This window comes from Rufibacter soli (assembly GCF_054781795.1).
In genome coordinates this window covers 2298511-2324292 of sequence record NZ_BAAGTS010000002.1, presented here as the reverse complement: position 1 = coordinate 2324292, position 25782 = coordinate 2298511, and the positions used below count along the sequence as shown (strand labels likewise).

Annotated in this window: 22 protein-coding genes; 18 read left to right on the top strand and 4 right to left on the bottom strand. The window is 50.4% G+C overall.

Features of this window, described 5'->3' with window-relative positions:
* Window positions 1–165: 165 nt before the first annotated feature.
* Entirely contained in the window at window positions 166–1392 is a 1227-nt protein-coding gene (locus ACYVJQ_RS11590; protein ID WP_460893236.1) for a Bcr/CflA family multidrug efflux MFS transporter, read from the top strand.
* On the opposite strand, the gene xrtN is transcribed toward ACYVJQ_RS11590, so the two are convergent.
* The gene (xrtN, locus tag ACYVJQ_RS11585; RefSeq protein WP_460893235.1) at window positions 1350–2708 is read right to left on the bottom strand and encodes an exosortase N; all 1359 of its coding nucleotides are present in this window, start codon (window positions 2706–2708) and stop codon (window positions 1350–1352) included. The two genes, ACYVJQ_RS11590 and xrtN, sit on opposite strands and share 43 nt — an antisense overlap.
* Window positions 2705–5269 carry an XrtN system VIT domain-containing protein gene (locus ACYVJQ_RS11580; RefSeq protein WP_460893234.1) on the bottom strand — a complete coding sequence of 855 codons (2565 nt, stop codon included), beginning with the start codon at window positions 5267–5269 and terminating at the stop codon, window positions 2705–2707. The genes xrtN and ACYVJQ_RS11580 overlap by 4 nt, the downstream gene beginning before the upstream one ends.
* A 469-nt stretch (window positions 5270–5738) precedes the next feature.
* On the opposite strand from ACYVJQ_RS11580, the gene ACYVJQ_RS11575 reads away from it, so the two are divergent.
* The 12 genes from ACYVJQ_RS11575 (at window position 5739) to ACYVJQ_RS11520 (ending at window position 17019) form a co-directional block, all read left to right on the top strand.
* A complete protein-coding gene (locus tag ACYVJQ_RS11575; RefSeq protein WP_460893233.1) occupies window positions 5739–6386 on the top strand; it encodes a hypothetical protein in 648 nt (215 codons plus the stop codon).
* Window positions 6373–7689 carry a DUF4178 domain-containing protein gene (locus ACYVJQ_RS11570; RefSeq protein WP_460893232.1) on the top strand — a complete coding sequence of 439 codons (1317 nt, stop codon included), beginning with the start codon at window positions 6373–6375 and terminating at the stop codon, window positions 7687–7689. Before ACYVJQ_RS11575 ends, ACYVJQ_RS11570 begins: the two co-directional genes overlap by 14 nt.
* A gap of 12 nt (window positions 7690–7701) precedes the next feature.
* Window positions 7702–7872, top strand: coding sequence for a hypothetical protein (locus tag ACYVJQ_RS11565; protein ID WP_460893231.1), 171 nt, complete (start codon window positions 7702–7704; stop codon window positions 7870–7872).
* 5 nt (window positions 7873–7877) lie between these two features.
* Window positions 7878–8096, top strand: coding sequence for a DUF350 domain-containing protein (locus ACYVJQ_RS11560; RefSeq protein ID WP_048920834.1), 219 nt, complete (start codon window positions 7878–7880; stop codon window positions 8094–8096).
* Window positions 8097–8108: 12 nt separating this feature from the next.
* Window positions 8109–9620, top strand: coding sequence for a polyamine aminopropyltransferase (locus tag ACYVJQ_RS11555; protein ID WP_460893230.1), 1512 nt, complete (start codon window positions 8109–8111; stop codon window positions 9618–9620).
* A gap of 180 nt (window positions 9621–9800) precedes the next feature.
* Window positions 9801–11246: an FAD-dependent oxidoreductase gene (locus ACYVJQ_RS11550; protein ID WP_460893229.1), complete on the top strand. Its 1446-nt coding sequence runs from the start codon at window positions 9801–9803 to the stop codon at window positions 11244–11246.
* A 2-nt stretch (window positions 11247–11248) separates the two neighbouring features.
* Window positions 11249–11608, top strand: coding sequence for a hypothetical protein (locus tag ACYVJQ_RS11545; protein ID WP_460893228.1), 360 nt, complete (start codon window positions 11249–11251; stop codon window positions 11606–11608).
* 9 nt (window positions 11609–11617) lie between these two features.
* Window positions 11618–12325 (top strand): hypothetical protein, encoded by a 708-nt coding sequence (locus tag ACYVJQ_RS11540; protein WP_460893227.1) that lies wholly within the window; start codon window positions 11618–11620, stop codon window positions 12323–12325.
* 51 nt (window positions 12326–12376) lie between these two features.
* Entirely contained in the window at window positions 12377–13060 is a 684-nt protein-coding gene (locus ACYVJQ_RS11535; protein WP_460893226.1) for a response regulator, read from the top strand.
* Entirely contained in the window at window positions 13057–14442 is a 1386-nt protein-coding gene (locus tag ACYVJQ_RS11530; protein ID WP_460893225.1) for a sensor histidine kinase, read from the top strand. The genes ACYVJQ_RS11535 and ACYVJQ_RS11530 overlap by 4 nt, the downstream gene beginning before the upstream one ends.
* Window positions 14443–14783: 341 nt before the next feature.
* Window positions 14784–16343 (top strand): SulP family inorganic anion transporter, encoded by a 1560-nt coding sequence (locus tag ACYVJQ_RS11525; protein WP_460893224.1) that lies wholly within the window; start codon window positions 14784–14786, stop codon window positions 16341–16343.
* A gap of 16 nt (window positions 16344–16359) precedes the next feature.
* Complete coding sequence (locus ACYVJQ_RS11520) at window positions 16360–17019, top strand: carbonic anhydrase (protein ID WP_460893223.1); 660 nt, start codon at window positions 16360–16362, stop codon at window positions 17017–17019.
* Between the two features lie 105 nt (window positions 17020–17124).
* Here ACYVJQ_RS11520 and ACYVJQ_RS11515 read toward each other — a convergent pair whose 3' ends face one another.
* Entirely contained in the window at window positions 17125–18495 is a 1371-nt protein-coding gene (locus ACYVJQ_RS11515) for a hypothetical protein (protein WP_460893222.1), read from the bottom strand.
* Window positions 18496–18806: 311 nt separating this feature from the next.
* On the opposite strand from ACYVJQ_RS11515, the gene ACYVJQ_RS11510 reads away from it, so the two are divergent.
* The 3 genes from ACYVJQ_RS11510 (at window position 18807) to ACYVJQ_RS11500 (ending at window position 22712) form a co-directional block, all read left to right on the top strand.
* Window positions 18807–21281 carry a type IA DNA topoisomerase gene (locus ACYVJQ_RS11510; RefSeq protein ID WP_460893221.1) on the top strand — a complete coding sequence of 825 codons (2475 nt, stop codon included), beginning with the start codon at window positions 18807–18809 and terminating at the stop codon, window positions 21279–21281.
* Between the two features lie 356 nt (window positions 21282–21637).
* Window positions 21638–21862 (top strand): DUF2905 domain-containing protein, encoded by a 225-nt coding sequence (locus ACYVJQ_RS11505; protein ID WP_460893220.1) that lies wholly within the window; start codon window positions 21638–21640, stop codon window positions 21860–21862.
* Window positions 21863–21947: 85 nt separating this feature from the next.
* Window positions 21948–22712: a YdcF family protein gene (locus ACYVJQ_RS11500; protein WP_460893219.1), complete on the top strand. Its 765-nt coding sequence runs from the start codon at window positions 21948–21950 to the stop codon at window positions 22710–22712.
* On the opposite strand, the gene ACYVJQ_RS11495 is transcribed toward ACYVJQ_RS11500, so the two are convergent.
* Window positions 22703–24082, bottom strand: coding sequence for an NAD-dependent succinate-semialdehyde dehydrogenase (locus ACYVJQ_RS11495; protein WP_460893218.1), 1380 nt, complete (start codon window positions 24080–24082; stop codon window positions 22703–22705). The genes ACYVJQ_RS11500 and ACYVJQ_RS11495 overlap by 10 nt on opposite strands.
* A 220-nt stretch (window positions 24083–24302) precedes the next feature.
* On the opposite strand from ACYVJQ_RS11495, the gene ACYVJQ_RS11490 reads away from it, so the two are divergent.
* The gene (locus tag ACYVJQ_RS11490; protein WP_460893217.1) at window positions 24303–24848 is read left to right on the top strand and encodes an RNA polymerase sigma factor; all 546 of its coding nucleotides are present in this window, start codon (window positions 24303–24305) and stop codon (window positions 24846–24848) included.
* A gap of 2 nt (window positions 24849–24850) precedes the next feature.
* Window positions 24851–25687, top strand: coding sequence for an anti-sigma factor (locus ACYVJQ_RS11485; protein WP_460893216.1), 837 nt, complete (start codon window positions 24851–24853; stop codon window positions 25685–25687).
* Window positions 25688–25782: the final 95 nt, after the last annotated feature.

Below are 25782 nucleotides of genomic sequence, written 5' to 3'. Positions count from 1 at the left end.
TGCTTTGCCTGCACCTTTCAGCATTTCTGGAGCAGCCCAGGATAAAAAGGAAACACAAATCCACCCAGGCAAGTATAGGCTAGGTATACTTTTGAGCCTGAAAAAAGGGAAACGGCCTGGGCCTAAATGAGGCTGGTGTAGTACCTTTGCGGTTTGCCTTTCCTCATGACGCGTAAACAATATTTTATCATCATCCTGATTCTGGGATCCCTTTCCACAATCAGTCCTTTCTCCATTGACATGTACCTGCCGGGTTTTCCGGCCATTGCCAAAGATCTGAATACTACCATTGCCAAGGTCCAGCTTTCCCTTACGGCTTATCTGGTAGGTATTTCAGTGGGCCAATTGCTGTATGGTCCGCTGCTGGACCGGTTTGGCCGCAAGTACCCGCTGTACGCGGGGTTGGGCGTGTACATTGCCGCTTCTATTGGCTGCGCCTTCACCAACTCGGCAGACATGCTTATTTTCATGCGGTTTTTGCAGGCGGTAGGAGGTTGCGCGGGGATGGTAGCTGCCCAAGCCCTGGTGCGCGATCTGTTCCCGGTGACAGAAACGGCCAAGGTTTTTTCCTGGCTTATTCTGGTCATTGCCGTGTCGCCTATGGTGGCGCCTACCGTGGGTGGGTATATGACGGCGGCGTTTGGGTGGCACTCAGTTTTCATTGCCCTGGCCGTAATTACGTTGGTCATGCTGATAGGCGTCTTTTTTGCCCTACCGGAAGGCAAGCAGCCAGATCCTTCCATGTCCTTGAAGCCTAAACCGGTGCTCCGTAATTTCCTGGCCGTTTTACGCAATCCGCAGTTTCTGGTGTTTACCCTGGTGGGGGGTATTGCCTCGGCGGCTCCCTTTGCCTACATCTCTGGTTCACCAGACGTGTTCATGAACATTTACAAGGTGAGTGAGCAGGAATACGGCTGGATCTTCGCCATTTTGTCGGTGGCCATGATCGGCTCCCCCCAGCTCAACCACTTGTTGCTACGGCGCCTGAAAAGTGAGCAGATCATCAACATCGCTTTGGTGTACCAGTTGGTGATTGGGGCCTTTATGGTGTTAGGCATGTATTTGGGGTGGTACGGGAAAAACAGCCTTATTGTGGTGTTGTTCCTGTTCCTGTTAGGGCAGGGGCTTACCGCCCCTAACGCCTCAGCGTTGGCACTGGCCCCGTTTTCACGGTTTGCCGGAAGTGCCTCGGCACTGGGCGGGAGTTTCAGGATGGGCATAGGAGCGTTGGTCTCTGGATCAGTAAGTCTTTTCCATGACGGAACGGCCTTGCCTATGGTGGGCATAATGGCGTCCTGCACTCTGTTAGGCATTCTCTTCTTTTTCATGGGCCAGCGGGCCGCCGCCAATTACCAGGAAGCGGTTCTGGCCGGCACAGTGGCAGAGCTGTAACCGGAAAACAAAGCAACTATTTGCCGACGAAGTTCTGGTTCAGAGACCGTGGTGATATTGACCAGGTGAAAGGCCGGTTCGCCTTTGAACATGCGCCAGCGCCAATCTGACTGCGCTATGGTCTGGTGCTGCCCGTTGTCCATCCACCAGGCGGTTTGCAGGCGGTCTTTGCCCCGCACCAGCGTACCCATGAACACCTGCCGGTTAGCTACCTGTACCTGGCGCACTTTCCTGAACTGGTACCCACTGCCTTCCCAGCAGATTAACGGGTGGTGCTCTGTAGAGTAAAAGCCCCGCACGGGTTTCATGTAAATAAGCGCCTGGGCGTTAGTGAACTTGTGCACGTTGTCAGGCAGCACCTGGGTCTGGAACCCAGCTACCTGCAAAGGCGCGGCCGGCTGCGGAATCACTTCTTTCCACATAATCCTAAGGCCCGCCCCAGTGAGTAGTAACAGCAGGAAAACATGTAATTTCCATTGTCTGGGAGGAAGGGCAGGGGATGTGGCCTTTTCTGGTTTGAGGCTGTTTTGGAAAAAACGGGCCATAAACCTACTGCCAAAATAAAAGGGAACCACCGCATATATGAGAAGGCACAACAGACCCACTACCTCGTGCATTACCTGATCAGGCCCGATTTGAAAAATCACCAATAGCAGAATCCTGATCAGGTTGCAGGCCAAATTCAACCCCAGCATGAGCAAGAGTAAAACGCCGTGCGCCCAACCGGGCAGGGAATTTTGCTGCGCCAGCCGTGCCATCAAAAAAACCGCTAACAGCAGCGAAAAAGACAACATGCTCAGCCCGGCACAGGCAGGGTCCACTGAGAATTCCTTGCCTTCCACCAGAATAAGGTTACCCGCGGCCTCTACCTTGGGGTAGATAAACTGCAGCAAATGGGCCGCGGCCTGACTAAGCTGTAACCGCAATGGAAAACTCCAGACATCGGCCAGGTAAGAGAAAAGCGGGGAGGCAATCAACAGCAACAACAGTGGGTAAAGCCCGTTTCTGCCGCCCAAGGTCTGCAGCGCCCACCAACCGGTCAACAGCATGGCAAAAAAGTAGAGCGTGGCAATCTGGGTATAGGCCGCCAGATCAGCAAGGGCGGCCGCGCCCAGGAACAAAGGCCAGTCCCGGGCCAGAGATTGGGCCGGCAGCGCCACCAGCGGAACTAGCGCCAGGCTTAGAAGCCATGGCAAGTCCCAGAGTAGATACTCCTTCAGGAAGATGGCGGCTACCAGTGCATACCCCAGGCCCAGCGCCAGGGAAAGACGCCGGGCCTGCAGGATGTGCATTAAAGAGAAAAGGGACCTATTCATGAAATCAATCGTTGCTTCAACAATGTGAAAGCCACCACTACAATAACCAGAATGATCAGCACCCATTCGTGCGGCTCAGGCACGGCGCCCGAAGACTTCAAACTGGCATTGCCCAGGCTGTTCTTGCTTTCCGTGATCCCGAAGCGCTCATAGTCTTCCTTGGTTTCCAGCACCACTAAACTTGACAACGGACTCACTACATTGGCCTGGGTCGCCTCCTCTATCAGGTGCTCTTCCAGATACTCCTTCTGGAAATACTTGGGACCTATTTGCTGCAAGAGGTGATTATAAGCGAAGAGCCGTAGCAGGTGGTCTGAAGTTGGGGCTGTCGCCTTTGTGGGATCTGTTTCTGGCTGGCTGGTGCGGGTAATGGTTACTTCTGCATCTTCCAGCACCACGGTATTGTCATTTTGCTGCGGCTCCGGAAAGCGCTGCCGCCGGAGCATGGTAGCCAGATCAGCAGTGGTACCATGGGTATGCTGGATAACGCTGAGTTCCTTGAGGGTTTTAATGTAAGGTGAGGTAAGGGTGCCCACCTGGAAAAACCGGATGGGTTGGCGTTGTGGGGACGTTTTTGCAAAATCGTCTGCAAAACGGCTGCCTTGCAAATCCTTGAGGTTAGGCGAGTTTTCGGTGCCCTTGCTGATGATCAAGGCTTTTTCGGGCTCTGATACCAAATGCAAGGGGAACAGCGAGTAGGTAAGCGTTTGGCCCTGCCGGAAAATCTCCTGCCGGTTTTGGTCTGTGAGCAAGGTCATTTCTGTCCCTGTAAAGGCGAAGACCTCTGCCTTTTTAGCGGCCTGCCAAACTGCGGTGAATTCTTCTTCGGTCCAGGCCTTGTTCAGGTCCAGGTAAATACGGGTAGGGCTGAATGGAGCAAAGGTTGGGGTATAAGGCGCCATCTGGTACGTATGGCCGGCAAAAGAGAAGCCTTGGGTACTTAAGGGCGGAGCTGGAAGTTTGAAATTCCAGTCAGGATCAAAGGAGACATGGCGCTCATATCGGTTGGCGCCGATAAGCGTGAAATCCTGGGGAGCCTCTATTTTGGCGCCTGGGTCTTCAACCCGGATTACCGCTGTTTCCTGTGCGCTTCTAGCCGATGGTCCGTCAAAGGGAATATTCTGGTAGAGCAATTGCCCGTTCTCCAACCGCAGCGGGGAGGTGATGCCTATTTTGAATTGGCGGCTTTCCTGGGGCGTGCAGGGGAATACGCGCACGCTCACCGTATTGCCTTCCTGCCAGTGTACCACCGATGGGTCCCGGGACTCCACGCCCACAATGGTTTTGTAGGCCTTTTCGGCTTTGCTCTGGGTGGTGAGGTAGCCTTTTTCTTCCTGGCCTTTGATCCAGAGGGAGAGGGAGGTAACTACGCTGCCCTCGGGGAGGTGAAAGGTATAAATGGCTTCTTCCTGACCCCAACTGCCGGGCCGGTTATTATAGACATTCAGGATTTTCTCGGTGTAGCTGAGTCGGTACTGGGGAAAAATCTGGGCCTGGGTAATGACACTACTGGTAGACAGGTGCGTACCCGACCACAGCCGTTCCTGCGCCTGATGGCGCAACTGCAGACGACTTTCCATGATTTTGATGCGCTCCTGGGTGGTTAACTCGGGTTTCCGGAACAGGCGGGTGGCCAACATCACTAATGGGTCATGGCGCTGCAGTTCGGAAAAGGTTCGGTTGGGCATGCCAAAGAAGTCAAAACCGTCAGTAGACGCTGATTGGTACACCAAATCAGTCTGCACCAGTCGCTCAAAGATGGGAGTGGCCGGTACGCGCTGGCTCAGAAAAACCCACCGTGGCAAATCCTGCTGGTCCTGCACCTGATAAGAACCCAGTAATCGGTTTATCTTTTCCAGTCCGGCTTGCCAAACGCTCAAATACACCAGGGAAAATAGCACTGGCACCAGCACGCCCACCGCGAAAACCCTTTTAATAGTCTCGTCTTTTTTGGCTAACCGCCGGGCGGTCCACAACAGGCAAAGCACGGCCGCCAGCGGAATAAAAATGTGCAGGCCTATCCCCAGCGCAATAGCTCCTACAGCCCCAATGGCATAAAACGGCAAAAGATACAGTGCAAAATACCCAAACAGCACCACGCCCGTGCCCAGCAAAAACACCATCACATACTGCAAGGCCTTGGGTAAAAACTGCCGGAAAGGAAACGCCACCATGGCGCAGGACACCACTACCAGCCACCCGGAAAACCACGGCACCGACGGTTGAAAAATGGACATGCTTTTGTTCAGGGCAAAGTCACTAATCAACCCCAAAACCAGAAAAAGCATTAGGTGGTCCAGAAAGGGAAGAGGCTTGCTTTTGCTGAAGCGCTTCCGGAGGAGAATAGTTAAAAAGTAACCGGCCGCAATGAGGTAGTTGAATAGAAACATCCCTTCGGCATTGTCTACCTGCGTTAACAGGTCAAGGTCCTGCAACAGGAAAATACTGAAGGAGACCACAATGCAGACAAGCCCCGTGACCAGGAGCGGTTTGAGGGAGAGACGTTGGGGGATAATATCTAGTTTATTTTCTTGTAAAGTACTTTGTATTTCAAAGTTCATAGTTAAAAAAATTTTGGTTGGAGATTAGGCCTATAAATAAAGGATAGTGATTTATGGTAGAGGTGAGTATGAAAGTGTATTGATTGTAAAGTACTTTGTGTTTCAAAGTTAGATATACTTTTGAAGCATGCAATAGGTTGCCTACAAATTTTTTGAAGAAGGAATGGTACGCAATTATTACTTCCTAAAGCATTTCCTGTTTATAGGTGTTTTTAGAAAAAGAGGACTAAACCAGATTTCCACGTTGCGGGAACCATTCTTTTCCAGGCTGTTTGTTGCTGACCCGAAACAGTAGAAACCCTTTATGAGAAGAAGGGACAGGTAAATAGTTGGAAAATGGAATGTAAGCTGTAATTTGGTTTCTCAAAGCTGGCTACGTGATATAACTTTCCGTTTTTAGCATGTTTTCCTGAAATCAACCTTAAAACAGTTTACCGCTAACTCATTTTTTAGCCCGCTTCTTTATTCTATGATGGCCCCCCTAGCCACCCCTTTCCCTTGTCCTTCGTGTCAAACTCCTTTGGTTTTCCGGACTGAAGTAAGCCTGGCCCAGGTATGCCCTTCCTGCTTGTCTGTGGTAAGAAAAACCATGGTGCCTGGGGCCGTTCCGCAAAAGGAGGTCCCAATGCGGGAAGTCATGAGCATTCTTCGGGTAGGCGTGACAGGTTCCAGGGCAGAGGAAAAATTTGAGTTGATAGGCCGAATCCAGTACTTCTTTCAGGAAGGGTACCGCAACCACTGGTTTATTCTGTATGAGACCGGTCTTACCGGCTGGCTAGGCGATTGGGCTGGCAACTATAGCTTTTTCCAGGAGTCCAATTACACCTGCCTTTCCCCGGTGGGTTCCCTAAAAATAGGTGATACGGCTACTATAGGGACCGTTATGCTTAGTATTGAGGTGAAAGATAAAGTAAAGCAAATTTTCTGGGAGGGAGAGGTGCCCGAACAAGGGCTGCAGGAGTTGGGTTTTGCCTCGGTAGAACTGTTCCGGACAGATGGGCAGATGGGAATTCTTCAGGTTACAAATTCCAGGGCGCCACATGCCTACCTGGGCACTTATGTGGAGTTAAACGAAATGTCATTACAAGGGACCCGCACGCACAATGAATGGCTTTAAGTTAATAGAGAAGGAGCAGCTGCCCGGTACCCTAGAGGTGGCGTGCCCTTCCTGTAAAAAGAAACTGCACCTAATCACGCATGCCCAGGCTAAGAACGTGGTTTGCCCGCACTGTTCCCATTTGTCAGAACTGCAGGAGAAGGGGCTTGTTCCCATTCAATCTGTTGGCAGAGAAAAGCAGGAGCCCCTATTGCCCATTGGCAGAAAGGGCCGAATAAATGGGGTGCTGTATGCAGTGGTGGGGTTTTTGGTCTTCAAAGAACGTAATCTAAAATACCGGTGGCGCGAATATGTGCTGTTCAATCCGGTGCAGGGGTATGCTTTTCTGGCAGAATCTGACGGTCACTGGACCTTTTTCCGGTTTATCTCTGATTTCATAAATGGCAACAAACACATTTCATCAGATATAAGATACCTGGACAAAAACTTCAAGCTGTATAATAAATACCGTACTACGGTTACTCATGCCAGCGGCGAGTTTTTCTGGCAGATCACGGAAGATGAAAACCAGTATAGTGAATATGTGGCGGCCCCTTACATGCTAACCATGTCTATTGGCAGAGAGGAGCAAAGCTACATGTTTGGCGAGCACATGGAGCCTGAACTAGTGCAGGAACTTTTCTCCCTAGATGGTCCCATGCCCTACCAGATTGGGGTAGGCGGCGCTGAACCCTTCTCCCAGGATTTTCCCTTTCCTAAAGTCAGAAATCTGGCCTTGGTGGCGGCTGCAGTGTTACTTGGTATTCAGGTGCTTCTCTCTGTCTTTCACCAGAATAAAGTCTTGTTAGATAAAACCTACCTGCTCACGGAAGAAGAAGGCAAAGGCACTTTAATGGCCCTTCCTGGCCCTACTATTGATATAGAGTCCTCGTTATTAGGAAGCACCAACCTGGAAGTGCGCCTGCGGGCCCCGGTTGAAAACTCCTGGTTTGCCACCGGTATCTCCCTGTTGAATACCAAAACCGGCCGCGAATATTATGTAGAAGTGGGCGTGGAGTTTTACAATGGCGTGGAAGGAGGCGAAAGCTGGAGCGAGGGCAGCCCAGATACGGACCAGATTCTTTCTGCCATTCCAAGCGGCACTTATCAGGTTTACCTGCAACCGTCACGTGACATGCAGCCGTTCCAGAGTGGGGTACCAGATACATTCCATTTACGCTTGGTGCAGGATGTGCCCATCTGGTCTAACTTCTGGATTTCATTGTTATTGTTGGCGGCAGTGCCAGCGGTACAGGGGTTTAGGGAATATTCCTTTGAACGAAGCCGCTGGATGAGCAGTGATTACTCTCCTTATGACGAATAGCTATACCCCATTATGAAGAAAAGCTTAAAGCTTCTGTTTTTGGGTTACCTGGCATTGGTAGTAGGCTTTTTCACCTATGCCGGCCTATCAGGCACCCGTTTTTTGGGAGACGATAAAGAAGAGTCTGAGGCCGGCGGCTCCAGAACTGGCACTTATCGCACCCACCGTTATTACCACAAATAAAAACTATGGAATCACTCATCAACTACAAGCTGGTTTCGGCTTCTTTGCTTTATTCCTTTATTGGGATTGCTATTCTGTTTTTCACCTTCTGGCTACTGGAGAAGGTAACCCCAGAAAACCTTTGGAAGGAGATTCTGGAGAAACAGAACATGGCGCTGGCCACCATTTTTGCGGCCTTCATTATTGCCATTGCCATTATCATTGGCGCATCTGTACACGGTTAAGCCCAACGTTACATGCGAATTAGCGTACAGGCCCTCCTGCTTTTTTCAGTGTTTGTGGTGGCTACCTGCGGGTTGGTATATGAGTTGGTGGCGGGTACCTTGGCCAGTTATCTTTTAGGAGATTCTGTCACGCAATTCTCCACCATTATTGGGTTGTACCTGTTCTCTATGGGCATAGGTAGTTACCTTTCAAAGTTCTTTAACAAGAACCTGATTGCCTGGTTTATCCAGATAGAGGTGTTGGTGGCATTGGTGGGCGGTTTCAGCTCTACTATCCTGTTTTTATTGTTTGACCGGGTTGCCTCTTTTCAGATGGTGCTCTATCTGTTGGTGTCGCTCACGGGAATTTTGGTTGGTCTGGAGATCCCGTTGATCATGCGTATCTTGGAGGACCGGTTTGAGTTCAAGGAACTGGTATCCAAAATTTTCACCTTTGATTATATAGGGGCCCTTCTCGCGTCTGTCATCTTCCCTTTAGTTTTAGTGCCGCATCTCGGGCTGCTCCGGACCTCCTATTTCTTTGGTTTGCTCAATGCGGGTGTGGCCTTATGGTTGTGTTTCTACTTCACAAAAGAGCTTAGGGGCATTTATTATCTCAGGGCTTCCTGCGCGGCGGCCATCCTTTCTTTAGTGGCTGGTTTTATCATGAGTGACCGGATTCTGGCCTTCACCGAAAGCCTTTCTTACGCAGATAAGATCATTTACTCAGTGCAGTCACCGTATCAAAAGATTGTGCTCACCAAAAATGACCAAGGCTTCCGGCTGTTCCTGAACGGGAACCTTCAGTTCAGCAGCGTTGATGAATACCGCTATCATGAGGCTTTGGTACACCCGGGATTGAACTCAGTAGCCAACCCAAAAAGGGTACTGGTGTTGGGTGGGGGAGATGGTTTGGCGGTGCGGGAAGTTCTGCAGTACCCCAGCATTGAGAAAGTAGTGCTTGTAGATTTAGATAAAGCCGTTACCGAGCTCTTTACTAGCCATGAAGTCTTAAAAAACCTTAACCAGCAGGCCCTGCTGTCTAAAAAAGTAACGGTCATTAACACAGACGCTTTCCAGTGGCTCAAAAACAACAAGGAGCAGTTTGATTTTGTGGTGATTGACTTCCCAGACCCCGCCAATTATTCTATAGGAAAGCTTTACACTAACACCTTTTACAAAGTATTGCGCCAGGCCATAGCACCCGGCGGAGCGGCCGTGATTCAGGCCACTTCCCCGTTTGTGGCCCCCAATGCGTACTGGTGCGTGGTGAATACTTTAACTAGTTGCGGGTTTGCCACGCTTCCGTATCACGCCCATGTCCCTTCTTTTGGGGATTGGGGATTTGTGCTGGTAACACCGGAGCAAAAGGTGCAGGTGAATGGTCAGTTTATGGCGCAGCTTAAGTTTTTGGACGGCCCCACCTTTGAACAGATGCGCACCTTTCCTAAAGACATGCCCGCCCGCCAAACCGAAATCAATAAGTTGAACAACCAGGCCCTGGTCCGCTATTTTGAAGACGAATGGGCTACTTACATTAACTAAATGCGGGAACGGGAAGAGCGGAGAAGATTTTTTAAGCAAGGTGCCCTGGCATTGGGAGGACTGGTCCTGGTGGGTCCCTCCCTAGTTAGTTGCGTAGGAGAAACTAAAAAGGCTCCCGCCGGACGGCTGTTCGGCCCTTCTTTCAAAGCGGGTCATTTGCTAAGAAAAGGTATTAACACTGTGCCTTCTTACATTGAAGAAGTAGACACAGTGGTCATTGGGGGAGGCATCTCCGGTCTGTCGGCAGCCCGGTGGCTTAGAAAAAACGGAACGGCCCAGGTATGCTTGTTAGAATTGGAAGACAGAACCGGCGGTAATAGCCAGTCAGGGAGAAATGAGCAAAGCGCTTTTCCGTGGGGAGCCCATTATTTGCCCTTGCCCAATAATGACAATAAAGATCTTTTAGATTTTTTGGCGGAGACCAAGGTGATCACCAGCTTTGATGAGGCCGGTTTGCCGGTGTACAATGAATACCATCTCAATTTTGACCCGGAGGAACGGCTTTTTATCAATGGCTTTTGGCAGGAAGGATTAGTGCCTGCCTGGGGAGTGCCTCAGGCAGATTTAAAACAGATAGAGAGGTTTCTATCGCTTATGGAGGAAATGAAGAAAGCAAAAGGAGCGGATGGTCGCTTCGCTTTTGACATCCCTCTGGATCATTCTTCTAAAGATGCCAGCTTCCGGAAACTGGATGCGCTTACCATGCAGGAGTGGATGATTCAGCAAGACTTTACCTCTCCCTACTTACGCTGGTATGTGGAATATTGCTGCCTGGACGATTTCGGGGCTACCTTAGAACAGACCTCCGCCTGGGCCGGTATCCATTACTTTGCCGGCCGGAAAGCAAAAGCAGCAAACTCAGACGCTGACCGGGTCCTTACCTGGCCTGAGGGAAACCATTGGCTAGCGGAAAAGCTACGGGATCAGGCCGGTCCTGACATTAGAACCGGATCTTTGGTATACCATGTAGGATTCTCAAACGGCAAAGTCATTATTGATTACCTTAATCTGCAAAACGACCAGGCCACGCGCCTGATCGCGCAGAAATGTGTTATGGCTACGCCGCAATTTGTCAGGGAAAAACTCTTAAAAAACCTGCCCCAGATTTCACCAACAGGCAACAAAAAGTCCTTTACCTATACGCCCTGGGTGGTGGCCAACCTTACTTTAAAACAAGTTCCGCAAGGGAAAGGAACTGCTCTTAGTTGGGATAATGTGATTTATGGCAGCCAGTCATTGGGGTATGTGAATGCCCAGCAACAAAGCGTAGAAGGGTTTCCCCAAAAGCAGGTCATTACCTTTTATTTACCCTTGGCAGATTCCTCAACTGCAGGCCGGCAAGCAGTCTTCATGAAGAAGCAGGAACAATGGGCCGAGCAGGTTCTTCAGGAATTAGAAAAGGCGCACCCTACTATAAGGGAAGAGGTTGAGGAGCTAAACGTGTGGGTGTGGGGCCATGGCATGATAAAACCGGTGCCAGGCTTTATTTGGGGAGAGGACAGGCAGAAAGCGGGAGCGCTTCTGGAAGGGAAAATCGCTTTTGCGCACTCAGACCTGAGCGGGATCTCAATTTTTGAGGAGGCTTTTTACCAAGGCATAAAAGCGGCCCAACAACTCTTGTCTTAACCATGCAACCATCAAAACAGCCATGGCTTCACTCTACTTGGGTAGACACGGTCTTTATCCTGTCGCCACCCTTTCTGTGTCTGCTGGCCATTGTTCTTTTCCCCGGTTTTTTCCAGCAGCATGTGCACAACCTACCAGTGCCTGCCTGGGTCCTGCTTATCCTCTTAATTGACGTGGGGCACGTGTACAGCACCTTGTTCCGAACCTATCTGGAAAAAGAAACTCTGGCGCAGAAGCGGCAATTGTTGGTGTGGGCCCCGTTTGGTGCCTGGATAGGCGGCATGCTCCTTTATACGTTGGGCGGAGGAGTTTTCTGGAGTGTGTTGGCGTACATGGCGGTTTTTCATTTTATCAGGCAGTAATATGGGTTTATGCGCCTTTATTCCAGGCTGGAGAAACGACCGGCCTGGGAACGCCACCTGGATACTTTCTGCATTTATGCGGCCACTTTACTTCCACTGTTATTCTGGCATGTGGAGGGAGAACGGGATTTCAATTGGTTTATTGATAATGATTTTGTGGACCTGTCCTTCCCTGAGGCTGCTCCTTACATTGCCGCTTTTAATGGGCTGGTTTTTGGGGTATTCCTGCTAAAGGAGGGTTATGTGTTTTACCAAACCAGAACCTTTAACGCTCCCCGTAATCTGGTTATTCTAGGAACATTCCTAGCCTGGTACATTGGTATAGTTTATTATAACGGCGACCTGATCTTTACCTCTTTCAACGTGATTTCGCACGGAATTCCCTACCTGGCCCTGGTTTGGATTTACGGCCACAAACGGCAAGCAAAGACCTTAGAAAGAAAATCAGCCTGGCAGGAGCGTTGGTCTCTAGGGTTGGTGGGAATTGGTTTTTTTGTAGGCTTGGTGGTGGCCTTGGCGTATATAGAGGAAGGTTTGTGGGATGCTTTGGTTTGGCGAGATCACCCAAAGGTGTTTACCTTCTTTCAGATGCTACCTCAGGTAGAAGATAAATTACTGCTTTCTGTGTTGGTACCGCTCCTGGCGCTTCCTCAGATGACCCATTACATTCTGGACGGTTTTATCTGGAGATCATCGGGCAGCCCACTTAAAACGTAAGTCTCTAGCTTCTGCTTCTGTTTTTGCTGTTCCTGTTGCTAACTTAGCCCCATGAAAATACTCCTCATTGAAGACGAACCTAAAGTAAGCGCTTTCATCAAGAAAGGGCTGGAGGAGCAAATGCATGAGGTGGAACAGGCCTATGACGGGTTCTATGGCGCCAAGCTGGCCACCGAAAACGAGTATGACCTGATCATTCTGGACGTGATTCTACCGCGTATGAATGGGGTGGAGGTGTGCAAGATCATCCGGCAGCAGAACCTCACTTTGCCTATTCTTATGCTTACCGCTCTTGGCAGCACCGAAGATAAGATTTTGGGGCTGGACTCTGGAGCCGATGATTACCTGGTGAAGCCGTTTGAGTTTCAGGAACTGCTGGCCCGCCTAAGGGCACTTACCCGGCGGTCACAGGAAAGCGTAGGCACCGAGGTATTGAAGATTGCCGACCTGGAACTGGATGTGCAGAAAAAGACCGTGCACCGGGGAGGGGTGGCCATCTTTCTAACAGCCCGTGAGTTTTCCTTGCTTCAATACCTGTTGCGCAACAAAGAGCGGGTGGTTTCCAGGGTAGATATCATTGAGCAGGTCTGGGAAACCTCATTTGACACGGGCAGCAACGTCATTGATGTGTATATTAATTTCCTGCGCAAGAAGATTGACAAAGACTTTAACCCCAAGCTCATCCATACGCTGGTGGGTATGGGCTACGTGCTGAAGGAGATGGAGGAAAAATGAAAATAAAGACCAGGCTTACCCTGCAGTTTACGGCCATTTTCACGGTGATCCTGCTGTTCTTCTGCTTGTCGGTGTACTATTTCAGTTCGCTTTACCGCAAGACAGATTATTACGGCCGTATCTTAAACCGGGCCTACGCCACCGCGCATTATGTGCTGGATGCTGATACAGTAAACCCCCAGCAGCACGCCCTGGACCAGCGCCTGTATTACCAGATGTTGCCCCGCGAGGTTGTAAGCGTATATACCCATGAAGGCAAACTGGTTTTCAGTGAAGGCGATGAGCAGGTTAATCTTTCCCACCATCTGCTTGAAACCCTGCGCCGGGAGGGAGAGGTGCGTCTGGAGATAGGGGACCGGCAATTGGTGGGTATTAAGTATCTCCACCGGAAATCCTATTTCTTTGTGTTCGCTTCTTCCATTGACCTGTACAACCTCAACAAGCTACAGCATTTGCGCACGTTGTTGATTACGGGCTTTGTGGTGGCCGTAATTATTGTGGTCTTGAGTGGCATGGTCTTTTCAAGGGCCGCGCTTCGTCCTTTCCTTAAGGTGGTGTCTGAGGTAGAGAAGATCAAAGCCTCAGACCTGCATCGGCGGCTCTCGCAGGCCGAGGGATCTGATGAGGTAGCACAATTGGCCCAGACGTTCAACAGCCTGCTGGACCGCCTGGAAACCGCCTTTGAGGCGCAGCGAACCTTCGTCTCCAGCGCCTCGCATGAACTAAGAACCCCACTGACGGCCATGATTGGCGAACTGCAGGTGGCTTTGATGAAAGACCGGTCCGCCCAGGAATACGAGCGGGTGCTCCATTCCATTCTGGATGATGCCCGTCTTCTTACCCAACTGAGTAATGGGTTACTGCAAATGGTACAGGCCAGCTCAGATTCCTCTAAGATACAGATGACGGAGCTGCGCATGGATGAGTTGGTATGGCAGGCTTGCGCCGAGGCCCGCAAACGCCAGCCCAACATGGTGCTGGACGTGGAATTCACCAACCTGCCCGAAGATGAAAAAGAGCTCCTTATCCAGGGCAATGAAGCCCTCCTGTTAATTGCCACCGTAAACGTGTTGGAAAACGCAGCCAAATTCTCCGGCGAAAAACCCACCATCTCTGCTTCTATTGAGGTGCTGCCGCAGTCACTTGTATTCAGGGTACGGGACCAGGGCATTGGCATGGGACCAGATGATGTGCGCAAGGTGTTTGTGCCGTTTTTCAGGGCCGAAAACGTGCGTGAAATCTCAGGCCACGGCATAGGGCTTCCCTTAGCCGAAAAGATTATCCATTCCCATAGAGGCACCATTGCCGTGCATTCCCAATTGAACCAGGGCACCGAAGTTGCCATCACCTTACCTAAGTTGTACAGAACGGTAAAAGTGTAAACTACCTGATGTTATTATGCCCTGCGTTTTGAGCCTGTTTTTTAAAAAACAGGCTCAAAACGCAGGGCATAATTAGTAAAGACGTTTTAGGCACGTTTTCCTAAAAACAGGCTTAAAACGGAAAGGGCGACTTTGTAGAACGCAGTGCCTGGTATAATTGCGGTTCGTTCATTATCAGTTTTCGTCCTAAAAGGGTTTTTCTTCCACAAACTTTCAATTTTAATCAGATTTTAATCTGGTTTTAATACCGTCTTAATGGCGCGGCGGCACCTTTGTGAAAACTAAGTAAAGGTAACTCCTCCAGTTACTGGACTACGTTTTCTCAAAGAAGACACGCGCATATGAAAGAAAAAGGATTATTTAACACAGTAGGAAAAGACCTTTCTGCCGGATTGGTGGTGTTTCTGGTGGCATTGCCCCTCTGTTTGGGCATTTCACTGGCTTCTGGGGCTCCCTTGTTCTCAGGGCTTATTGCCGGTATCATAGGAGGTTTGGTAGTATCCTGGGCAAGTGGCTCGCAGTTAAGTGTGAGTGGTCCCGCCGCCGGACTTACCGTCATTGTTTTGAACGGTATTACCACCCTGGGTAGCTTTGATGCCTTTTTGCTGGCCGTAGTGCTGGCCGGTGTTTTCCAGATTATTTTAGGCTATCTGAAGGCTGGTATCATTGGGCTGTATTTCCCATCCTCGGTAATCAAAGGTATGCTGGCAGCCATCGGGTTGATCCTGATCCTGAAGCAGATACCGCACTTCCTGGGCGCCGACGAAGATTTCCTGGGTGACCTTAACTTTTTGCAGTCTGATGGCCGCAATACCTTTTCTGAGATTGGCTATGCCTTGAGCCGTTTTCAGATAGGTTCCTTGATAGTAGGCGTAGTATCCTTGGCTATCCTTATTCTGTGGGAACGACCTTTTGTGCAGGCCAATAAGGCCTTGAAACTGGTGCCCGGCGCCTTGATAGCCGTGCTGGTGGCCATTGGTTTGAATTTGTTATTCCAGGCAAGTTTCCCGGAGCTGACTATTGCGGCCTCGCACCTGGTACAGTTGCCAGATATCTCAAGCCCGTCCTCTTTACTGGCAGAACTGCGGTTCCCGGATTGGTCGGCTATTTCTAACCCAGAGGTGTTGGTGCTGGCCATTACCCTGGCCATTGTGGCCAGTTTGGAAAGTCTGCTAAGTGTAGAGGCGGTAGATAAATTAGACCCGCACAAGCGCCGCACCCCCACCAACCGGGAACTGAAGGCTCAGGGCCTAGGCAATATGTTAAGTGGCTTGATAGGCGGTATTCCGCTTACGGCGGTGATTGTACGGTCATCGGCCAACGTGAATGCCGGCGGCGAATCTAAACTGTCCTCTTTTTTACATGGGGTTTTCCTGTTGTTGAGCGTGCTGTTCCTGACCACCGTGTTAAGGCTGGTGCCTTTGGCGGCCCTGGCGGCGGTGTTGTTGATGGTGGGCTTTAAGTTAACGAAGCCGGTTCTCTACAAAACGCAGTGGAAGTTAGGGCTGGACCAGTTCCTGCCGTTTATCATCACTATCCTGGCCATTCTGTTCACAGACCTGCTCAAAGGTATATCCATAGGCTTGGTTGTGGGCATATTCTACATCCTGAAGGCGAACTACAAATCTCCTTACTTCTATAAGAAAACGAAAGACGGAGGGCAGGAGAAAATCCATATCAAGCTGAGCGAGAACGTCACCTTTCTGAACAAAGCAAGCGTGGCCCTCACCCTGGACCACTTACCCGAAAACAGTGAGGTGTTGATTGACGGCTCTCAGTCTACCTACATCGATTATGATGTGCTGGAGGCCATCCAGAATTTTAAAACAGTAGCCCATGAACGCGATATCAGGTTAACCCTGCAGGATATCCCTTCAGTGGTCTCTTCCAACGGACACTAAATTTACTTTAAATAACATGGCACCTATAGATCAAACGCAGATGGAACATCCAGATATTCAACGCATTTTTGAAGGCAACCGCAAGTGGGTGGAACAAAAGAATGAATCTGACCCCGGTTTCTTTGAGCGCTCCTCCAAAGGGCAGGCCCCCAAGTACTTATTCATTGGCTGCTCAGACAGCCGCGTACCTGCCAATGAGATTGCCGGCACAGAGCCCGGCGAGATGTTTGTGCACCGCAACATCGCTAATATGGTGGTGCACACAGACGTGAACCTGTTGTCTGTGTTGCAGTACGCCGTAGAGGTATTGAAGGTGAAACATATCATGGTGGTAGGCCATTACGGCTGTGGAGGCGTAGCCGCCGCCATCAGTGACAAGCAGTTTGGAATGATTGACAACTGGCTTACCAATATCAAGGATGTGATCAGGCTGCATGAAAGCGAATTCAACATGATCACTGATGAGCAGAAAAGATTCAGGAGATTGGTAGAACTGAACGTGATAGAGCAGGTGATCAACCTTTCCAAAACCTCTATCATCCAGAATGCCATGAAATACGAAGAGCCGCCGCAATTGCATGGCTTGGTGTATGACCTGCATGATGGTATCCTTCATAACCTCAATGTGCAGACCAACCTCATAAAACGGTTTGAGCACATTTACGGCATGCAATAAATCTCACCTTACCCTTTCGTTTAGTTTTTTAGTTTTAGTTTGGTTTAATAAAAAGAAAGCCCCGCCATTTTGGCGGGGCTTTCTTTTTATTACATCCTGAAAGGATTACCAACCTGCGTTGTTAGACCCAGATCCGTAGTTATAGGGAGGGCTGCCCGCTGAAGAGCTTCTGCGGGAGTTACCATATTCATCGCGGTCATCATCGTCGCCGGCAATGCTGTTCCAGGCGTCTTTAATGCCGTGGCCTATTCTTTCAAAGAATCCTTCGTCTTCGCGGTCACGGTTATTATCGTTGTCGCGGGTATAGCTGTATCTATCCTCATCATGGATGCTGCTCATGCTGCTGCCACGTCCCGCGTTGCTCGGGTGGGAATAGTCGTCTGAGTATCGGTTTTCACTGGCGTTGCCATGGCTGAAACGGGCATGGTCTTCATCATCGTCCATCCAGCTGTTGTTGCTGCGGTGGTTGCTTTGGTTGTTGGTTCCGTACATGTTGGAAGAGCCGCTGTTGTAACGGTCACGGTCCCAGTTATTGGACATGTGACGGCTGCCTGAGTCTTGGCCCATGCCATAGCCAGATCCACCTCTGGACGATTGTCCGTAAGAAGAGCCGGATCCGGAGCCATAAGAAGAACCGCTGTGTCCATAAGAACCTCCGTAGTTGGAAGAACCAGAAGACTGTCCGCCGCGGGCGCTTCCATAGTTAGAAGAACCTTGGCCAGAAGAACCATATCCTGAGCCAGAGCCGCGGTAGTCATTAGAGCCGCCGTAGTTGCTGTAGGCATTGCCTCTGTCCATGGCGCCGCCTTGTGGGTTCATGCCAGAGGAAGACCCGGCGTAGCCTGAACGGGCGCCACCATAGGTACCTATGTTAGAAGACGGCGTAGAACCGGCGCCGCTGGAATAGCTGCCTTGGCCATAGCCATAAGAATGCTCAGAGCTGCTACGAGGAGAGCCGTAGCTGGAAGAAGAACCAGATCCGTAGGAGCCGGAGCTACCTTGGTTCATGCTGCCCTGACCGCGCATGGAAGAACCAGATCCGTATGATGAATTTCCCATATTGGAAGAACCTGATCCATACGAAGAGCTTCCCATGTTTGAAGAGCCTGAGCCATAAGATGAGCCCCCCATGTTGGAAGAGCCGCCTCTGTTTTGCATAGAGTGTCCGCTCCAGCCGCTGGTGCTGCCTTGCTGGCCTCCCATGCTGGATCTGTTTTGATCTTGTGATCTGTAGGGGTCTTGGTTGCCAGAGCGATATTGGTTACCGCCGTAGTTAGAAGAGTGGCTGCTATAAGGGCTTTCGGTTCTATCACCGGAGTTGCCACGGTTATTGCTGCCCCCGTAAGACTGGTAATCTTTGTTGCCATATCCTTCGGTACGGTTGCCCATACTACCCCACTCGCTACGGTTGGTGTTCTCGTGTCCAGAGCGGTACGTGTTGAAATTATCGTACCCTGAATTCTCGTGATTTCTCATAGTTGTTTTTAGTTAAGGTGAATGATGGATTTCGTAGATGCCACCAAAGGCACCGGTTACTTTATACGAGCCCCTTTTGCCTTGGTTAACTCTAAAATCCATTTAAAGAAAAAGAGCAGGAGCCGTTGGTAAGTGTTGAAATAAGGGTAAATGTTTGATAATGAAATGATAATGGAAAGCGTTAGATTATTAGGGAATTCTTAATATATTAATAACTTCCTATATCTGACAACATCCCCTGGGGTTAGCGATAGCGGCCATAAATGCGTACCTTTGCCTTCTGTTTTTGACCTGATTTTCCCAAAATAGCCTTGAAACTCTGCATCGCCGAAAAACCTAGTGTAGCCCGTGAAATTGCCCACGTGATTGGCGCAAAAACAAAGCGTGACGGCTACTTTGAGGGCAACGGGTACCAGGTAACCTGGACCTTTGGGCACTTCTGCCAACTCAATGAGCCAGATGATTACAACCCCAACTGGAAACGCTGGTACCTGCCAGATCTACCTTTGCTGCCCGAACGGTTTGACATTAAACTGATAGGCAACAAGGGTGTGGAGCAGCAGTTCAAAGTCATACAAAAACTCCTGAACGAGGCCGAGGAAGTAATCAACTGCGGGGATGCCGGGCAGGAAGGAGAAGTGATTCAGCGCTGGGTCTTGCACCAGGCCAAATACCGCAAACCATTTAAGCGTCTCTGGATTTCGTCATTGACCGAAGACGCTATCCGGCAAGGGTTTCAGCACCTGCGCGAGGGCAAGGAATTTGACCAGTTGTACCAGGCCGGCAAAAGCCGCGCCATCGGTGATTGGCTGCTGGGTATTAATGCCACGCGCCTGTTCACTATGAAATACGCGCAGGGCCGGCAACTGCTTTCTCTGGGCCGTGTGCAGACGCCAACGCTGGCCATGATTGTGCACCGGCACTTGGAAATCATGAATTTCAAGTCAGAGCCTTTCTGGGAACTGAAGACCGTTTACCGTGACGTGACGTTTAGCAGCACCTCGGGCCGGTTTAAAGAGGAAGCCAAGGCTATGGCCCTGCTGGAGCAGATCAAGCCTTCTGAATTTGAGGTGAAGGACGTAGAAACCAAGAAAGGCACCGAAAGCTCGCCCCGCCTTTTTGACCTGACTTCACTGCAGATTGAATGCAACAACAAGTTTGGCTTATCAGCAGATGAGACCCTTAAAACGGTTCAGAGCCTTTATGAGAAAAAGGTAGTGAGTTACCCCCGTGTGGACACCACTTTTCTACCCGATGACCAGTACCCAAAGATTCCGGGTATCCTGAGCGGACTACATAACTACCAGCACCTCACGCAGGAATTGTTGGGCAAGAAGATCAGGAAATCGGCGAAGGTCTTCAATAATAACAAAGTCACGGATCACCACGCCATCATCCCTACCGGTACCGATGCCCGTGGATTGTACGGTACCGAGGCTAAGGTCTTTGACCTCATTGCCAAACGGTTTATTGCCGCCTTTTACCCAGACTGTATTGTCAGCAACACAGTGGTAAATGGTGAGGCGGCGCAGCATGCTTTTAGGGCAAAAGGCAAGCAAATTTTGGACCCGGGCTGGCGTGTAGTCTACGGGCCCGAAGAACCTCTGGCCACCACCCCAAAACCAGCTGCTAAACCTGCTGCTGATGGCGAGGAAAAAGAAGAGGAAGTGTTGGCGGTCTTGCCTCATTTTGAAGCCGGCGAGCGCGGTCCTCATGAGCCCTTGCTGGAGCGCAAAGCCACTAGTCCGCCCAAGGATTATACCGAGGCTACTTTGCTACGCTCCATGGAGACCGCCGGTAAGCAAGTGGAAGACGATGAACTAAAGGAAGCCCTGAAGGAAAACGGCATTGGTCGGCCTTCTACCCGCGCGGCTATTATAGAGACGCTGTTCAAACGCAATTACATACGCAAAGAGAAAAAGAAGATTCTGCCTACCCAGACTGGCATTGACCTGATTCAAGTAATCAAAAACCCCACGCTCAAGTCTGCGGAAATGACGGGTCAGTGGGAGAAGAAACTAAGGCAGATTGAGGCTGGCGAGTTCGCGGCGGAAGAATTCCTGCATGAGCTTAAGCAACTGGTCTGGGAAATGGTGCAGGAAGTAAAGCAGGACAACAACCGCGTGACCATTCAACCCACCGAAGTAGCCGGCAAACCAACGGAAAGCGAACCGGCCAAGAAAGGGGAAAAAACCAAAAAAGAGCCTAAAAGCTCGCTGGCTGCCACTGACGGCTCCTTAGGCAACTGCCCTGCCTGCGGTACCGGTAAAATCCTGAAAGGGAGCCAGGCCTACGGTTGCGTCCGCTTCCGGGAAGGCTGCCAGTTTAGGTTGCCCATGTCCTTTAAAGGAAAACCGCTCACGGAGAAACAAGTGCAGGCGCTGCTAAAGAAAGGCAAGACCCCGGTGGTAAAAGGCTTGGTGGACGAGGAAACCGGCGAGAAATTTGACGGTGCTTTGGTGCTGTCTTCAAACCATGAACTGCAGGCAGAGAAAGCAGAAGCGAAAGAAAAGAAACCAGTGGTGCTAATCTGCCCCAAATGCAGCCAGGGCCAAATGCTCAAAGGCAAAACCGCCTACGGGTGCAGCCGCTTCCGGGACGGGTGCCAGTTCATGGTGCCCTTTGAAATCCATGGCAAGGCATTATCTGATAGCAACATCCAGGCCCTGATCTTGAAAGGCAAAACGCCTAAAATCAAAGGCTTTACATCCCCCAAAACCGGCAACAAGTTTGAAGCCGCATTAAAACTGAATGAGGAGTATAAGGTGGTGTATCTCTTTGATTAAGTAAAGTCTGATAGGGAGGTGTATCGCTTTAGCTGCACTTCCCAGCCTGCCAAATGTAAAATACCGTTGAAGTCGCAGACTCTCCCCTTGAGGGGAGCGCAGAGGGGTGTTTGCATTTGCTGATGCACGTATTCTTGGCAATCTTTTATAAGAAATTCGATATGGATATTTATTGAGCTGATCGGCAAAATAGGCTCTCCTTTGTAGACACCCCTCTGCGCTCCCCTCAAGGGGAGAGTCTGCGTTTAGTGGACGCTATTCAGGATATTAGAGAGGATGTTTTAAAACAGTTTATCCCAGGATTCCTCTGGTTTAGAAACCTAACTACACTTACTTATTCCAGCTTTATTACACCTATGCAACCCCTCGGTAAATATCTAGTGATCATAGGCGCAGCCATTGTCCTACTTGGGTTAGTACTCTGGTTGGCTGGGCCTAGGCTAGATTGGTTTGGCCGACTGTCCGGCGACATAAGGGTAGAGAGGCCGGGCTTTAGGTTTTACGCCCCACTCACCTCCATGCTGTTGGTGAGTTTGTTGCTGAGTTTGGCCCTTTGGCTCCTCCGGCGTTTCTTTGGATAACCTTTTATATAAAGTTGTTTCCGCCAAAATCCCGCTGGTACTTGTAAGAGACAGATGCCGGGCCAAGATGTTTTATTGAATTACTATGTTCTTTCTGCTTTCTAAGCTATTACAATACCTGGCTTCTCCTTTACTCTGGATTATCGCGTTTTTCGTTTTGGGGCTGTTTTTGAAAAAACGGCCCCAAAACACGATTTTCATTGCGGTGGGTATAGGGTTGTTGCTTTTCTTTACCAACCCGTTTCTGATTAATGAAGCTATGCTGGCTTGGGAGCCGGAACCGGTGCTCATGAAGGACGTGCCCGTGTATGATGCGGCCATTGTGCTCACCGGGGTAACTGAGGTCAACAAATCGCCGCATGACCGGGTGCATTACCGCGAGGGGTCTGAGCGCATTCTGGATGCCATTCAGCTCTATAAAATGGGGAAGGTGCGGAAGGTCATCATCACGGGTGGCTCTGGGGCTTTGAAACAGGTAACCCGCACCGAAGCCAGTAATCTGCAGCAGACGGCGCTATACGCCGGGGTACCTGCCCAGGATATTCTACTGGAGGAGCGCAGCCGCAATACCCATGAGAACGCCCTTTACACCAAAGAACTGCTCCAGAAGCATCCTGAGCTAAAGAAATTACTACTAATTACTTCGGCGTTTCACATGCGCCGTGCCCAGGGTTGCTTTGAGAAACTGGGGCTAGCCTTCAGTACCTTTCCCGTCGATTTCCATACTCACGACCGGTCCTTCCACCTGGATGATTTAGTGATTCCTGATCCTGAGTCCCTTTTAAAATGGTCACGCCTTATTCATGAATGGGTGGGGTATCTCACCTATAAGTTGCTAGGTTATTCCTGAGGCTCACTTACCCAAATGGTTTTCTGGTTCACGAATTCCCTGATGCCCAAATAAGACAGCTCGCGGCCGTAGCCAGATTTTTTCACGCCCCCAAATGGAAGTGCCGGGTCTGAGGCCACAATAGCGTTCACAAATACGGCCCCGGCCTCTACCTTTCTGGCTAGTTCCTGACCCCGCTGAATATCATTGGTCCAGATGGAGCCACCCAGGCCAAAAGGAGAGTCGTTGGCAATCCTGACAGCATCGTCGGCATCCTTGGCCACAAACACCAGCGCCACCGGCCCGAAGAACTCTTCCTCATACGCTGGGTTGCCCGGTTTTATATCAGTGAGAATAGCTGGGTGGAACAGTGCTTTGTCATGGTCGGGTTGGCCGCCTTTCAGGTAAAGTTTGGCCCCAGCTTTTAAAGAGCGCTCCACCTGTTCGGTAAGTTCCTGCGCCAGGTCTACGCGGGCCAGTGGGCCATAGTCAATGTCTTCGTCCTCTAGCGGGTTACCGGTGCGCAGTTTTTGCAGGTTTTTGGAAAAATGGCTTAGAAACGCCTCGGCAATGGGTTCTTCTATAATAAAGCGTTTGGCGGCAATGCAGCTTTGGCCGGTGTTGATGAGCCGGGCCTGGGCCGCCTTCTGGGCAACGGCTTCCAGGTCGGCATCCGCTAAGACTACAAACGCGTCTGAGCCGCCCAATTCCAGTACCGTCTTTTTAATTTCCTGACCCGCCACTGATGCCACCTTGGCGCCCGCAGCCTCGCTGCCCGTTAATGTGACGGCTTTCACGCGTTCGTCTTTAATGAGTTGCTCCACCGCTTTAGAATCAATGAGAAGCGACTGGAAACAGCCCGAAGGGAAACCAGCTTTCTCAAATACCTCTTGGATTGCCAAAGAGCAAAGCGGAACGTTGGAGGCGTGTTTGAGCAGGCCCACGTTGCCGGCCATAAGGGCAGGGGCGGCAAACCGGAAGACCTGCCAGAAAGGGAAGTTCCAGGGCATGACCGCCAAAACCGGTCCCAGCGGCTCAAACGAGATAAAGCTGCGTAGGGCCCCGGTGGGGATGAGTTCGTCTTTCAGGAATTCCTGGGCGTGGTGGGCGTAGTAATGGCAGACCTTGGCACATTTCTGGACCTCGGCCCTGGACTGCTTTAGGGGTTTACCCATTTCAAGGGAGATTAGGCGGGCGTAATGTTCCGTGTTTCCTGCCAACTCATCGCTGGCCTTTTGCATGAGGGCACTCCTTTCCTCAAAGGACGTGGCGCGCCATGATTCAAAGGTGGAAGCCGCATTCTGGAGCACAGCCTCTATTTCCTGGGCGGTAGCTGGCTCAAAGGTTTTCTCTACTTTATTGGTATAGGGGTTGAGGGTTTGGATAGGCATTTTAAAATTGTTTTTTATTTGTGATTTCTTTAGGTCTGTCTGGTAACATGCCGGGGTGGTTTCCGTATTAATACGCGGTTTGTCTACAAACAATGCTGTTTCTTATTTAAACATTCTCATCTTTGGCGTGTTAAGGAGAAATGAAAGGCATGACTTGTTTCTAGCCCCTGCTTAGTCTACACCGCCAATCTATTCTATTTGGCTTAACGCATTCTATTTGTTGGATACAACGTTACATAATTCATCTGAAGAAGCGCTCATTGCCCAATTGCGGGCTCAGGACCAGCGGGCCATCACGCTTCTTTACAGAAATTACTCTGCTGCCTTATACGGGGTTATCCTGCGTATTGTCAAGCAGGAGGAAGTGGCCGAGGATGTGCTGCAGGAGAGCTTTGTGAAAATCTGGTCTGCCTTTTCTACCTATGATGAGCAGAAAGGCCGCCTTTTCACCTGGATGCTCAACATCTCCAGAAATCTGGCTATTGATAAAATCCGCTCAAAACAATATCGCGTAAGTTCCAGAACACAGCCCATGGAAAAGTCTGTGACGTCCCATATGGTAAGCTCAGATGGGATCAAACCAGACCACATTGGTATCCAGGAAATGACGGAACAATTGAGCCCAGACCAAAAAGTAATCATAGATTTGATGTACTTTAACGGCTATACGCAAAGCGAGGTGGCAGACGAGTTGCAGATTCCGCTGGGAACGGTGAAAACCAGGGCCCGCAATGCCATCAAGTTTTTGAGCAAACTAATTAAATAGAGTTGAATACACAGGAGTATATAGATTCAGGAGCACTGGAGTTGTACGCTGCCGGCGGGCTCACCCCGGCTGAAAGCCAGGAGGTGGAGGACATGGCTGCCCAATTCCCCGATGTGCGCCTTGCCCTGGAAGAGTGCCTGAGGGCCATGGAAGCCTATGCGGTGATCCACGCCCGGGCCCCACGGCCTGAACTGGAAGAAAGAATCATACAGCATATACAGGCTGGCACCGCCCCTGTAGTTGAAAGTGCTCCGGGGGCAGAGGCCAAGGTGGTGCCTTTGGTGAACCGAGAAAGAGAAGAAGTAGAAGCTCCAGCCCAGCGCTGGTGGCAGATAGCAGCCGTTATCCTTTTGGTAATCAGTGCCGCCATTAACGTTTACCTCTACAACAACCTGCGCCAAACCAAAAATGAGCTGGCCAGTACGCAACAGTCGGTGCGGCAATATGCTTTGCAGGTAAACCACCTGGAGCAGAGAAGCCTACAGTCTGAGAACCAATTGGGGATGCTCCGTAATCCACGCACCCTGGCCGTGCAATTAAAAGGGGTACCCAAGCACACCGAGGCCCAGGCCAAGGTATATTGGAACCAGGAAACGAAGGAAGTTTACCTGGACCCTACCCAATTGCCTGCCGCCCCCGCCGGGAAACAGTACCAGCTTTGGGCCCTGGCCCAGGGCAAACCGATAGATGCAGGGGTAGTGAAATCATCTGATCCAACGCTGCACCGCATGAAACAGGTAGAAGAGGCTCAGGCCTTTGCCGTGACCCTTGAACCTGAAGGCGGTAGCGTAAACCCTACCCTGGATGAGATGTATGCCATGGGAAACGCCACGCGCTAATCTCCTAAGAACTCCTTTTCTATTTCTCTTGTTTTCCTTTAAAGAATTCTTCCTGGCTGGTTTGAGGGCTTTTTCTGAAAAACACCCTCAAAACG

Excerpts from the sequence above, each read along its gene's own strand:
- ACYVJQ_RS11590 (WP_460893236.1), top strand. The coding sequence starts at position 166 with ATGACGCGTAAACAATATTTTATCATCATCCTGATTCTGGGATCCCTT.
- ACYVJQ_RS11495 (WP_460893218.1), bottom strand. The coding sequence starts at position 24,082 with ATGCCTATCCAAACCCTCAACCCCTATACCAATAAAGTAGAGAAAACC.
- ACYVJQ_RS11535 (WP_460893226.1), top strand. The coding sequence starts at position 12,377 with ATGAAAATACTCCTCATTGAAGACGAACCTAAAGTAAGCGCTTTCATC.
- ACYVJQ_RS11580 (WP_460893234.1), bottom strand. The coding sequence starts at position 5,269 with ATGAACTTTGAAATACAAAGTACTTTACAAGAAAATAAACTAGATATT.
- ACYVJQ_RS11540 (WP_460893227.1), top strand. The coding sequence starts at position 11,618 with ATGCGCCTTTATTCCAGGCTGGAGAAACGACCGGCCTGGGAACGCCAC.
- ACYVJQ_RS11500 (WP_460893219.1), top strand. The coding sequence starts at position 21,948 with ATGTTCTTTCTGCTTTCTAAGCTATTACAATACCTGGCTTCTCCTTTA.
- ACYVJQ_RS11505 (WP_460893220.1), top strand. The coding sequence starts at position 21,638 with ATGCAACCCCTCGGTAAATATCTAGTGATCATAGGCGCAGCCATTGTC.
- ACYVJQ_RS11570 (WP_460893232.1), top strand. The coding sequence starts at position 6,373 with ATGAATGGCTTTAAGTTAATAGAGAAGGAGCAGCTGCCCGGTACCCTA.
- ACYVJQ_RS11555 (WP_460893230.1), top strand. The coding sequence starts at position 8,109 with ATGCGAATTAGCGTACAGGCCCTCCTGCTTTTTTCAGTGTTTGTGGTG.
- ACYVJQ_RS11565 (WP_460893231.1), top strand. The coding sequence starts at position 7,702 with ATGAAGAAAAGCTTAAAGCTTCTGTTTTTGGGTTACCTGGCATTGGTA.
- ACYVJQ_RS11520 (WP_460893223.1), top strand. The coding sequence starts at position 16,360 with ATGGCACCTATAGATCAAACGCAGATGGAACATCCAGATATTCAACGC.
- ACYVJQ_RS11575 (WP_460893233.1), top strand. The coding sequence starts at position 5,739 with ATGATGGCCCCCCTAGCCACCCCTTTCCCTTGTCCTTCGTGTCAAACT.
- ACYVJQ_RS11515 (WP_460893222.1), bottom strand. The coding sequence starts at position 18,495 with ATGAGAAATCACGAGAATTCAGGGTACGATAATTTCAACACGTACCGC.
- ACYVJQ_RS11530 (WP_460893225.1), top strand. The coding sequence starts at position 13,057 with ATGAAAATAAAGACCAGGCTTACCCTGCAGTTTACGGCCATTTTCACG.
- xrtN (WP_460893235.1), bottom strand. The coding sequence starts at position 2,708 with ATGAATAGGTCCCTTTTCTCTTTAATGCACATCCTGCAGGCCCGGCGT.
- ACYVJQ_RS11545 (WP_460893228.1), top strand. The coding sequence starts at position 11,249 with ATGCAACCATCAAAACAGCCATGGCTTCACTCTACTTGGGTAGACACG.
- ACYVJQ_RS11525 (WP_460893224.1), top strand. The coding sequence starts at position 14,784 with ATGAAAGAAAAAGGATTATTTAACACAGTAGGAAAAGACCTTTCTGCC.
- ACYVJQ_RS11560 (WP_048920834.1), top strand. The coding sequence starts at position 7,878 with ATGGAATCACTCATCAACTACAAGCTGGTTTCGGCTTCTTTGCTTTAT.